An 11,709-nucleotide genomic window follows, 5' to 3' on the forward strand; every position below is an offset into this window, starting at 1 on the left:
CCCGCCGGGGCACCGACCGGTGTGCGCCTGCGGCGGCCCCGCCGCTAGCGTCGCCCGGCGATGGCCGACGAGACGATCCATCCCCGCCCCGACCAGGCCGAGGAGCCGGTCGAGGACGTGGGGGCAAGCAACGTCGACCTGGACGAGGCCCGGCACGGCCCCGGCCACGTCTCGCCGGCGGCGCCCGAGGAGGGCCACGCCCCCGACGACCACGTCGACGGCCACGGGGACCACGACGCCGGCCACGACGACCACGGCGACCACCCGGTCGAGGACCCCAAGTGGGTGCTGGCCCCCCTGGTGGTGGGGGCCGTCGTCGGCCTGGTGGTGGCCGTCGTGCTCGGGCTCCAGGCCGGGGCCCTGCCCACCTAGGGCGCCTCTCTCCGGCGCGACTTCTGCTCGCCGGGTCGAACCAGAGGGCCGTCCCGAACGTCTGAGGGGATGTGGACGCGATCACCAGCAAGGGAACGGCCCTTCGGGCGCCATTGGGGGGCAGGGCGCGCCGCCGCGGCGGGCCCGGTGGGCGAGACTGGCCCCGACGGGTCGGTGAGAGGACGGTGAGCGAGGCGTGGTGGACGACGGTGGCGCGGTGGCGCTGATCGATGAGCCGCGCCTGGCCCCGGACCCGTCCGGCCCGGCGCCCGAGCTGACCGAGGGCCAGGTCCCGGCCTCGCCCCGCCGGCCGCGGCTCCGCCGGCTGGCCCGCGCCGCGGCCGGTGCGCTGGCCCTGGCCGTGGTGGTGGCCGTCCCGGTGGCCGCCCGCCAGGCCGCGGCCGACGCCCGCCGCCAGGCCGACCTGGCCCGGGCCGAGGCCGGTGCCGCGGCCGCCCACCGGACGCGGGTCGAGGAGCAGGTCGAGGGGGCGCTCGGCCCCCTGGACGAGTCCTACGGCGCCGCCGCCGAGGCCACCGCGGCCCGCAGCGTCCAGCGGGCCCGCCTGGCCGAGCTCCAGCTGGCCGAGGACGCCCTGGAGGAGGAGGTGGCCGCGGCCCAGCGGTCCACCGAGGCGGTCGAGGCCGAGCAGCGGGGCGTCGGCGCCGAGGTGGAGCAGCAGGCCGTCGACCTGCCCCAGCTGGAGGGTTGCCTGGCCGAGGTCCGACCCCTGGTCGACGCCGCCTTCCTGGCCACCGTCTTCCCGGGCACGGTGGTGCCCGGCATCAGTCCCACCTGCCGGTCCCTGCTGGCGGTGGTCGAGGGACAGGGCGGGTGAGGCGGCGGCGCCTGGCCCAGGTGGTGGCCGTCGTGCTGGTGGTGGCGGCCACCGCGGCCACCGTGAGCAGCCTGCGCCAGCGGGCCGACGCCGAGGGGGCTCGGGACGGGGACCGGGCCGCGGCCCAGGCCGACCGGTGGGAGGCGGACCGGGCCGAGGGCCGGCTGGCTCGCATCGAGTCGTTCACCACCGCCAACCGGGCCCTGGCGGCGCGGCACGGGGCCGGGGCCGAGCGCATCGAGACCGCCATCGCCGACCTGGCCGACCTGCAGGGGCGCCTGGAGCGGTCCCAGGCCGCCCTGATCGAGCTCACCACCCTCAGCGGCGAGCAGCTGCGCCAGATCGGCATCCTGCGGGCCTGCGTGCAGACCCTCGACTCGGCCCGGGCCGCGCTGGTGGCCGGCGACCCGGCGGCGTCCACGGTGGCCCTGGAGCAGGGCCGCCAGGGGTGCCGGCAGGCCGAGGAGCTGGCCGACGGCATCGTCGACGCCGTCCACCCCTTCGACTTCCCCGACCCCTCGGTGGTGGAGGTCGACGGCACGTACTACGCCTTCGCCACCAACGGGCCGGCCGGCACCGTGCAGGTCCTCACCTCCACCGACCTGGCCGACTGGTCGATCCGGGGCTCGGCCCTCATGGCGGTGGCGTCGTGGGCCCGCCCCGGGTACACGTGGGCCCCGTCGGTGGCCCGGGCGGCATCGGGCTACGCCCTGTACTACGCCGTGCGTGACGTGGCCTCGAACCTCCAGTGCGTGAGCGTGGCCACCTCGGCCACCCCGCAGGGCCCGTACGTCGACCGGTCCACCGCCCCCCTGCTGTGCCAGCCCGACCTGGGCGGCGCCATCGACGCCAGCACCTACCGGGACGAGAAGGGCAACCTGTTCCTGACCTGGAAGAGCGAGGGGGAGACGATCGGCGGCACGGCCCAGATCTGGGCCCAGCCCCTGGACCCCACCGGCACCCGGCGGGAGTGGCTGCCGGCCCTGTTGGTCGGCACCGACCGGGAGTGGGAGGGGCGCACGGTGGAGGCCCCGTCGATGGTCCGGGTGGGCGCCACCTGGCTGCTGCTCTACTCGGGCAACGCCTGGAGCACCGACCGCTACGCCGTGGGCTACGCCACCTGCCTGGGCCCGCTGGGCCCGTGCGCCAAGCCCGAGGGCGACAACGTCCTGTTGCGCTCCACCGAGCGGGTGGCCGGACCCGGCGGGGCCGAGGTGTTCCGCGCCACCGGCGGGGCGGTGAAGGTGGCCTACGCCGGCTGGGACGGCGGCGCCGTCGGCCCCTCCAACCCGCGGCGCCTGCACGTGGCCACCCTCGAGCTCACCCCGGAGGGCCCGACCCTGTCGTGACCGGAGCCGGTCGGGCTACTCGGGGGCCAGGGTGGCGGTGACGGTGGCCTCGGCGCCGTCGGCGGCCGCACGCCAGGCCAGCTCGGCGATGCGACCGGCGTCGCGGACGTCGTGGGCCGCGGCCTCCAGGGCGGCCAGGCGGGCCGGGTCGTCGACCACCTCGACCGTGGCCACCTCGGCCCGCATGGAGCGCTTGGCGTCGGACTTGGCTTTGCGGACCTCGCCCAGGACGGCCCCCGCCACCTCCAGGACCAACGGGTCGGCCGGGCCGGCGGCGGCCCGCAGGGGTGCGGCCTCGGGCCACGGGGCCCGGTGGACCGAGCCCTCCTGCCACCACGACCAGACCTCCTCGGTGGCGTACGGCAGGACGGGGGCGAACAGCCGGAGCAGGACCGACAGGGCCAGCTCCAGGGTGGCCCGGGCCGACGCCGCTCCCGCGTCGTCGGGGTCCTCGCCGTAGGCCCGGGTCTTGACCAGCTCCAGGTAGTCGTCGCAGAACGACCAGAAGAACGTCTCGGTGCGCTGCAGGGCCCGGGCGTAGTCGTAGCCGTCGAAGGCCCGGGTGGCCTCGTCCACCAGGTCGGCCAGGGCGGCCAGGACCGAGCGGTCGAGGGCCTCGGTGGGAGTGGCGCCGTCCGGGGCCGGCCCCAGGTTCAGGGCGAAGCGGCTGGCGTTGAGGATCTTGATGGCCAGGCGGCGACCGACCTTCATCTGCCCGGGGTCGAAGGCGGTGTCGGTGCCGGGCCGGCCGCTGGCCGACCAGTAGCGCACGGCGTCGGAGCCGTGCTGCTGGAGCAGGTCCAGGGGGACCACCACGTTGCCCTTGGACTTCGACATCTTCTTGCGGTCGGGGTCCAGGATCCAGCCCGACAGGGCGGCGTTGCGCCACGGGGGGGTGTCGGTCTCGAAGTGGGCCCGGACGACGGTGGAGAACAGCCAGGTGCGGATGATGTCGTGGGCCTGGGGGCGCAGGTCCATGGGGTAGGTGCGGGCGAAGAGGTCGGGGTCGTCCTCCCAGCCGCAGGCCAGCAGGGGCGTGAGCGACGACGTGGCCCACGTGTCGAAGATGTCGGGGTCGCCGGTGAACCCGCCGGGCTGGTCGCGCTGGTCGTCGGTGTAGCCGGGCGGGACGTGCGACTGCGGGTCGATGGGGAGGGCGTCGTCGTCGGGGACGAGCGGGTCGTCGTGCTGGGGGGCGCCGCCGGCGTCGAGCCGGTACCAGAGGGGGACGGGCACGCCGAAGAAGCGCTGCCGGGAGACCAGCCAGTCGCCGTTGAGGCCCTCGACCCAGTTCTCGTACCGGTGTCGCATGTACTCGGGGTGCCAGGCCAGGTCGCGGCCCCGGGCCACCAGCGCGTCGCGCAGCTCCGGGGAGCGGCCGCCGTTGCGGATGTACCACTGCCGGGTGGTGACGATCTCCAGCGGCTTGTCGCCCTTCTCGTAGAACTTCACCGGGTGGGTGACCTTCTCGGGCTCGCCCTGGAGGGCGTCGGCCTCTCGCAGCAGCTCGACCATGACCTGCTGGGCGCCGCCGCTGGCCTTGCCGGCGAAGCGGCCGTAGGCCTCCCGGGCGCCGTCGGCCTCCAGCCACGCCGGCGGCTCGAAGGCGAAGCGCCCGTCCTTGCCGATGACGGCGCGGGTCGGCAGGTCGAGCTCGCGCCACCAGGTCACGTCGGTGGTGTCGCCGAAGGTGCAGATCATCGCGATGCCGGTGCCCTTGTCCGGCTGGGCCAGGGCGTGGGCCCGGATGGGGACCTCGACGCCGAAGACGGGCGTGGTCACCGTCCGGTCGAACAGCGGTTGGTAGCGCTCGTCGTCGGGGTGGGCGACCAGGGCGACGCAGCTCACCAGCAGCTCGGGCCGGGTGGTGGAGATGACGACCTCGCCCTCCCCGTCGGACCGTTGGAAGGCGATGTCGTGGTAGGCGGCCGGGCGCTCCCGGTCCTCCAGCTCGGCCTGGGCCACCGCCGTCTGGAACGTCGTGTCCCAGAGGCTGGGCGCCTCCTGGGAGTAGGCCTCGCCCCGGGCCAGGTTGCGCAGGAAGGCCCGCTGGCTGATCCGCTGGGTGCCCTCGCCGACCGTCGTGTACTGAAGCGACCAGTCGACGCTCAGGCCCACCAGGCGGAACAGCTGCTCGAAGACCTTCTCGTCCTCGGCCGTGAGGTCGTGGCACAGGGCGATGAAGTTGCGGCGGCTGATGGCCACGAAGTCCTGCCGCTTCTTGGCCGCCTCGGCCGGGGGGGTGAAGTCGGGGTCGTAGGCGACGGTGGGGTCGCAGGTGACCCCGTAGTAGTTCTCGACCCGGCGCTCGGTGGGCAGGCCGTTGTCGTCCCAGCCCATGGGGTAGAAGACGTCCTTGCCCCGCATGCGCTGGTACCGGGCCACCGCGTCGGTGTGCGTGTAGCTGAAGATGTGGCCGACGTGGAGCGAACCCGACGCCGTCGGCGGCGGGGTGTCGATGGAGTACACCTCGTCCCGGGGCCGGTCGCCGGCGAAGCGGTAGGTCCCGTCCTCCTCCCACCGCTGGCTCCAACGGGCCTCCAGCCCCTCCAGGGCGGGCTTGTCGGGGACGGCGCGCCCGGGTCGGGGCGTCGGCTCGGCGGCAGCAGGCATCCGCCAAACGTACCGACCGCTCCGAACCCCCTCCGAACCGGTTGCCGGTGGGTGCCGGTCCGCGGCGGGCGGTGGTGGCGGGATGGGCCATGATCGGGGGATGGCTGCTGAGGGGACGCCCCCGCCGGGGTTGGAGGAGATCCGCCTCCACGACACCCGGACCCGCCAGGTGCGCCCCTTCGTGCCCCTGGTCGAGGGCCGGGTGGGCATCTACACCTGCGGGCCCACCGTCTACGCCCCCCAGACCCTGGGCAACATGCGACCCCAGCTCTACCCCGACCTGCTGCGCCGGGTGCTGGCGGCCGCCGGCCACCAGGTCACCTACGTCACCAACATCACCGACGTGGGCCACCTGGTGTCCGACGCCGATGAGGGCGAGGACAAGCTGGAGCGGGCCGCCGCCGCCTCGGGGGAGACCGCGGCTGAGATCGCCGCCCGCTACACCGAGCAGTGGGCCACCGACCGGCGCCGCCTGGGCTGCCTGGAGCCCGACGTGGTGCCCCGGGCCGCCGACCACATCCCCCAGCAGGTCGCCATGGTGCAGGCCCTGGAGGCGGCCGGCCACACCTACGTCATCGACGACGGGGTCTACTTCGACACCTCCACCTTCCCCCGCTACGCCGAGTTCGCCGGCCTCCGCCTGGACGACCTGGAGGCCACTGGGCGCATCGACGCCATCGAGGCCAAGCACCACCCGGCCGACTTCGCCCTCTGGAAGCTGACCCCGCCGGGCGTGCGGCGCCAGCAGGAGTGGGATTCGCCCTGGGGGCGGGGCTTCCCGGGCTGGCACATCGAGTGCTCGGCCATGGCCACCGAGTACCTGGGCACCCGCTTCGACATCCACACCGGCGGCATCGACCACGTGCGGGTCCACCACACCAACGAGGTGGCCCAGAGCGAGTGCGCTCTCGGGGTGCACCCCTGGGTCGGCACCTGGCTCCACAACGAGTTCCTCGACCTGGGGGGAGAGAAGGTCTCCAAGTCCAAGGGCCACGTGCTGGTGGTCGACTCGCTGGTGGAGCGGGGCATCGACCCGCTGGCCTACCGCTACTTCTTCCTCCAGGCCCACTACCGCCAGAAGCAGGCCTTCTCCTTCGAGGCGGTGGAGGCAGCCGGGACCGCCCTGCGTCGTCTGGTGGGCCACGCGGTGGCGGCCCGGGAGGCCGGGGGCGAGACGGACCCGGCCCGGATCGAGCCGTACCGCCGCCGGTTCTGGGCCGCCCTGGCCGACGACCTGAACGCCCCCCAGGCCCTGGCCGTGGTGTGGGAGGCGATCCGCTCGGACGACCTGGGACCGGCCGACCTGTGGGCCTTCCTGGTCGACGCTGACCGGGCCCTGGGCTTCGGCCTGGCCGAGGCCGCCGCCCCCGGGGCCGACACCGGGTCCGATCCCCGCATCGACGCCCTGGTGGCCGAGCGGGCCGCAGCCCGGACGGCCCGGGACTTCGCCACCTCGGACCGCATCCGCGACGAGCTGGCCGCCGAGGGCGTCGAGGTGGTCGACACCCCGACCGGCGCCACCTGGCGCCGTCGCTGACCCCTCGCCGTCCCCTCCTGCCCGTGGCGCCCCCGTCGGGTGCGTTCGCGCCTCGGCGCCGCCGCGGGAGCGACGGCGCCGAGGTGGTCCGGGGGGATCCGGGATCTAGGGGACGAGGCCGCCGCCGGGGCAGGGGCCCGACTGCCCACCGGGGGTCGGCGGGTGCGGTCGGGACGGACGGCCGGTGGGAGGTTCGCCTTCCCCCGGGCGCCTCCTGCCAATCCGTTCGGCGTTCCACGGCCCGGTTCGGTCGAGGCCGGCCGGGCAGAGCGCGGCTGGCGCCTCGGTCCGTGGGAGCCCTAGCCTCGGTTACCGAGCGGTAACATCCGCCGTCTCGCCACCCCACCCCGGGAGGGGCCCGATGTCCGAGTTCTCCCTCGCCCTCAACGAGGACCAGCTCCAGCTCCAGAAGTGGATCCACGACTTCGCCGAGGGCGTCGTGCGCCCGGCAGCCGAGGAGTGGGACGAGCGGGAGGAGTTCCCGTGGCCCATCGTGGAGGAGGCGGCCAAGATCGGCCTCTACGGCTTCGACTTCATGGCCCAGGCCATGATGGGCGACCCCACCGGGCTGACCATGCCGGTGGCCCTGGAGGAGCTGTTCTGGGGGGACGCCGGCATCGGCCTGTCCATCTTCGGCACCGGCCTGGCCGCGGCGGGCATCGCCGGCAACGGCACGCCCGAGCAGCTGGTCGAGTGGGTGCCCCAGTGCTACGGCACCCCGGAGAAGATCGCCCTGGGGGCGTTCTGCGTGTCCGAGCCCGACGCCGGGTCCGACGTGTCGTCGCTGCGGACCCGGGCCGTCTACGACGAGGCCAAGGACGAGTGGGTGCTGAACGGCACCAAGGCGTGGATCACCAACGGCGGCATCGCCGACATCCACGTGGTGGTGGCGGCCGTCGACCCCGAGCTCAAGGGCCGGGGCCAGGCCAGCTTCATCGTGCCGCCCAACACGCCCGGCCTCTCCCAGGGCCAGAAGTACAAGAAGCTCGGCATCAAGGCCAGCCACACCGCCGAGGTCGTGCTGGAGGACGTGCGGGTGCCCGGCCACTGCCTCCTCGGGGGCAAGGAGAAGCTGGACGAGAAGCTGGCCCGGGCCCGCGAGGCCAAGGCCAACCCGCAGAAGGCCGCCGGGTCGGGCAAGCAGCCGGCCATGGCCACCTTCGAGGCCACCCGCCCGGCGGTGGGGGCCCAGGCCATCGGCATCGCCCGGGCGGCGTACGAGTACTCGCTGCAGTACGCCCAGGAGCGCAGGGCCTTCGGCAAGGCCATCATCGAGAACCAGGCCATCGCCTTCATGCTGGCCGACATGATCACCGAGATCGACGCCGCCCGGCTGTTGGTGTGGCGGGCGGCGTGGCTGTCCCGCAACGGCACCTACGTCAACGCCGAAGGCAGCCAGTCCAAGCTGAAGGCCGGTCGGGTGGCGGTGTGGGCCACCGAGCGGGCCATCCAGATCCTGGGCGGCTACGGCTACGTCCGCGAGTACCCCGTGGAGCGCTGGCACCGCGACGCCAAGATCTACGACATCTTCGAGGGCACCGAGCAGATCCAGCAGCTCGTCATCGCCCGAGCCATCAGCGGCCTGAGGATCGAATAGTCGGTCTCGCCTCCGGCCTGGGTTCCTACGCCGGTGGGGTCGGATGGAGGATGTTCCGACCGCAGAGAATGGAAGGGCTGGGGTACAGCTTCCTCAGGCCCCTCGACCGACCTCTGGGAGGGCTCCTCCCAGCAATGCGAGGCGGCGAGCAGATGTTTGGCGGCCGCTAGGAGCTCGTCACGCGCCGCCTGCCAGGTGGCGCGGTCCACGAAGGCAGGCCGTCCCGGGGTCGGCCAAGGGTGCTGAACCTCAACCTGGTGACCCTGGACGGCCTGCGGGACGAACTAGACGCCGCGGTGCACGAACGGTCGCCACCAGATGCAAGCTGAACCGGCGGTGGCTGAACTGCTGAGGCCAAATGGTCGGCCGGCAGTGCCGCTAGATCCACTGACCATCCGACCTGCGAGGCGCACGGTGCCCTGGGCCTACGACCGCCGCCATGTTCTGAGCCACCTCCCGCAGCGCTCGGCCCGCCTCGTTCCGACCCGAGGTCGACGTCGAGGGCGAGACCACCCGGGTCCTGGTCGAGCAGGTCGGTGCGGTGGACGTGGCTCGGCTCGGTGCCCTGGTCGGACACCTCGGCCGGGAAGAGCTGTGGGGCATCGACGATGCCTTGACCACCGTCCTCGGGCTTCGCTGACCGGCGGGCCCAGCGTCGGGTCAAGGGTGTCGGAGGCCCGCTCGGCACAGCACCGGTGCCGCCAGGGGGACGAGGGCCGGTCCGCCAGAGGCGGCTCGGCGGACCTCGGCCCCTCGTTCAGTCGACGGCGGTGGGGGCGGGCTCCATGACGCCGGCGTCGATGACCTCGCCGGCCGCGGCGTCGGCGGCGGTGGCGCCGGGCACCGGGTGGGCCGGGGCGGTGGCCCCCCGGGGGAGCAGGAACCAGGCGGCCACCGCGGCCGAGAACACCACCACCGCGCCCACGGTGGCGGCCAGGCCCAGTCCGTCCACGAAGGCCTGCTGGCCGGCGGCCTGCAGGGCCTGGCCCGGGGCCCCGCCCAGCTGCCGGGCCACCTCGAGGGCCCCGGTCAGGCCCGACTCGGCCACACCGCGGGCCTGCTCGGGCAGGCCGGTGAGGGCGGGGCTCAGGCTGGAGGTGAACCGGGACGTCACCAGCGAACCCAGGATGGCCACGCCCAGGGCGCCGCCCAGCTCCCGGGTGGTGTCGTTCATGGCCGAGCCCACGCCGGCCTTGCCCAGCGGTACCGCCGACATGATGAGCGTGGTCAGCGGGGTCATGGTCATGGACATGCCGAAGGCCAGGGGCAGGATCGACGTGTAGACCACCCAGATCGAGCTGCCCACCGTCACCTGGGAGAAGATGGCCAGCCCCAGGGCGGTGAAGCTGAGGCCCACGGGCACCACCCGGGCGGCGCCGAAGCGCTGCACCAGCTTGGGCACCTGGGGGGCCACCGACATGATCACCGCGGCCATGGGCAGCTGCAGCAGGCCCGACTGGAGCGGGGAGTAGCCCAGCACCAGCTGGAAGTACTGGGCCACCAGGAAGAACGTGCCGAACATGGCGAAGAAGGTGAGCGACATGCCGGCCGAGGCCACGCTGAAGCGCCGATCACGGAACAGGCGCAGGTCGAGCATCGGGTAGCGGGCCCGCAACTCCCACGCCCCGAACAGGCCCAGGGCCAGGAAGGCGCCGCCGAAGATCAGGGCGCTGGTCGTCGAGGTCCAACCGTGGTGCGGTCCCTCGATGATCCCGTAGACCAGGAGGCCGAGGCCGACGATGGAGAGGCCGGCGCCCAGGAAGTCGAGGGGCTGGTCGTCGGGGTCCTTGGACCGGGGGACCAGGATGGCCCCGGCCACCAGGGCGATGGTGATGACGGGCACGTTGATGAGGAAGACCGAGCCCCACCAGAAGTGCTCGATGAGCCAGCCCGAGGCGATGGGCCCGATGGCGGCACCGCCGCCGGAGATGCCGGCCCAGATGCCGATGGCCTTGGGGCGCTCGTGGGCCGGGAAGACGTTGGTGAGGATCGACAGCGTCGACGGCATGACGAAGGCGGCGGCGATGCCCATGACGGCCCGGGCCCCGATGAGGGTGGCCGCGCTGTCGGACAGGCTGGCCAGCGCCGCCCCCAGCAGGAACACCAGGAGCCCGGCCTGCAAGGCGCCCTTGCGGCCGAAGCGGTCGCCGATGGTGCCGGCGGTGAACAGGAGGCCGGCGAAGACCAGGGCGTAGGCGTCGACCATCCACTGCAGGGCACTGGTGGAGGCGTCGAGCTCGCGGGCCAGCGTCGGGAGGGCGACGTTGAGGCTGGTGTTGCCGATGATGACGATCAGCAGGCTGGTGCACAGCACCGCCAGGATCTTCCAGCGCCGCTCGTAGATGTCGGGGTCGATGCCGTGGTCATCGGCCGTCGCCGCGTCGGTGGTCTGCACGTTGTCTCCTCACGGCCGCACCCGTCGTTGGGTTTCGCTACGGCGGCGTCTCTGAACTGTAGAGGGCCAACGGGCGCCGGCACTCCGGCAATTCCGGCTTTTGGGCGTGACTCTTGCCACGGTGTGGAGGGCATGAGGGGGAACCCATGCGACTTTCGCTACGGTTCGACGCATGGCTCGCCCGCGTAGCGAAGAGGCCCATCGGGCGGCGCTGGACGCCACCCTCGAGCTCCTGCTGGAGGCCGGCGTCGAAGGGGTCACCGTCGAGGAGGTGGCGGCCCGCTCCGGGGTGGCCAAGTCCACCCTCTACCGGCACTTCACCACCCGCGAGAACCTGATCGCCCAGGCCGCCCGGTGCTGCGTGGTCGAGCACCCCACGCCGGACACCGGCTCCCTGGCCGGCGACCTGCGCTACCTGTTCGGCCGCTTCTCCGAGAGCGAGGGCGAGAAGCGCCTGACCGACCTCATGCCCCTGCTCATCGACGCGGCCAAGCGCGACCCGGGCCTGGAGGAGCTGGTGACCTCGGTGCTGGCCGAGCGCAAGCGGCCCATCCGCACCGTGCTCCAGCTGGCCCAGCTCCGGGGCGAGGTCAGCCCCGACCTCGACCTCGACACCGCCCTGGCCATGGTTATCGGCCCCTTCAGCTACCGCCGCCTGGTCGAGCGTCGCGAGGCCACCCCCGAGTTCATCGAGGCCGTCCTCACCGGCGCCATCGCCGCCCTCCGCGCCACCGCCGCCCTCCCCGACGCCGCGTCCCGGGCCTGAGGTAGGGCCGCCTGGGTCTCAGCCTCCTCGGCTCGGCGGCGAACAGGGCCCGGTGGTCGTGGCAGGACCCTTCGTCGGAGGGGTGGGCTGGAGCGGTTGGTGATGGGAATGTGGGCGCCGGGTTGGTTTCGCGCATGTTCAGCAAGGTTTCGTCTGACAGGGTGGCTGGTGGCACCTGGGCGCTCGTATGCGCCTGTTTCGGCCTTGTTGTCTTTCTGTTCACCAATAGGGGGGTTTCCTCA

General features: G+C 73.5%; 8 protein-coding genes and 1 pseudogene. 7 read left to right on the forward strand and 2 right to left on the reverse strand.

Annotated features, from left to right (window positions below; genetic code table 11):
• The first annotated feature begins 60 nt into the window (after positions 1-60).
• From VEW93_11895 to VEW93_11905, 3 genes are all read left to right on the forward strand, one after another.
• Positions 61-372 (forward strand): hypothetical protein, encoded by a 312-nt coding sequence (locus tag VEW93_11895; GenBank protein ID HYI62494.1) that lies wholly within the window; start codon positions 61-63, stop codon positions 370-372.
• A gap of 217 nt (positions 373-589) precedes the next feature.
• Positions 590-1,210 carry a hypothetical protein gene (locus VEW93_11900; protein HYI62495.1) on the forward strand — a complete coding sequence of 207 codons (621 nt, stop codon included), beginning with the start codon at positions 590-592 and terminating at the stop codon, positions 1,208-1,210.
• On the forward strand, positions 1,207-2,559 hold the full coding sequence (locus tag VEW93_11905) for a family 43 glycosylhydrolase (GenBank protein ID HYI62496.1): 1,353 nt from the start codon (positions 1,207-1,209) through the stop codon (positions 2,557-2,559). Before VEW93_11900 ends, VEW93_11905 begins: the two co-directional genes overlap by 4 nt.
• Positions 2,560-2,574: 15 nt before the next feature.
• On the opposite strand, the gene valS is transcribed toward VEW93_11905, so the two are convergent.
• Positions 2,575-5,172 carry a valine--tRNA ligase gene (valS, locus tag VEW93_11910; protein HYI62497.1) on the reverse strand — a complete coding sequence of 866 codons (2,598 nt, stop codon included), beginning with the start codon at positions 5,170-5,172 and terminating at the stop codon, positions 2,575-2,577.
• A gap of 100 nt (positions 5,173-5,272) precedes the next feature.
• Here valS and cysS point away from each other — a divergent pair, with 100 nt between their 5' ends.
• The 3 genes and pseudogenes from cysS to VEW93_11925 all read left to right on the forward strand — a co-directional run bounded on the left by cysS (position 5,273) and on the right by VEW93_11925 (position 8,946).
• Complete coding sequence (cysS, locus tag VEW93_11915) at positions 5,273-6,709, forward strand: cysteine--tRNA ligase (GenBank protein ID HYI62498.1); 1,437 nt, start codon at positions 5,273-5,275, stop codon at positions 6,707-6,709.
• A 361-nt stretch (positions 6,710-7,070) separates the two neighbouring features.
• Positions 7,071-8,306, forward strand: coding sequence for an acyl-CoA dehydrogenase family protein (locus tag VEW93_11920; GenBank protein HYI62499.1), 1,236 nt, complete (start codon positions 7,071-7,073; stop codon positions 8,304-8,306).
• A gap of 463 nt (positions 8,307-8,769) precedes the next feature.
• Positions 8,770-8,946: pseudogene (locus tag VEW93_11925) on the forward strand (type II toxin-antitoxin system PemK/MazF family toxin).
• Between the two features lie 117 nt (positions 8,947-9,063).
• Here the strand turns inward: VEW93_11925 and VEW93_11930 are convergent.
• Positions 9,064-10,701 (reverse strand): MFS transporter, encoded by a 1,638-nt coding sequence (locus tag VEW93_11930; GenBank protein ID HYI62500.1) that lies wholly within the window; start codon positions 10,699-10,701, stop codon positions 9,064-9,066.
• Positions 10,702-10,873: 172 nt separating this feature from the next.
• On the opposite strand from VEW93_11930, the gene VEW93_11935 reads away from it, so the two are divergent.
• Positions 10,874-11,467, forward strand: a complete 594-nt coding sequence (locus tag VEW93_11935) for a TetR/AcrR family transcriptional regulator (protein HYI62501.1) — start codon at positions 10,874-10,876, stop codon at positions 11,465-11,467.
• Positions 11,468-11,709 lie beyond the last annotated feature (242 nt).

It is taken from the genome of Acidimicrobiales bacterium (assembly GCA_035630295.1).
Lineage (GTDB): Bacteria > Actinomycetota > Acidimicrobiia > Acidimicrobiales > Iamiaceae > Iamia.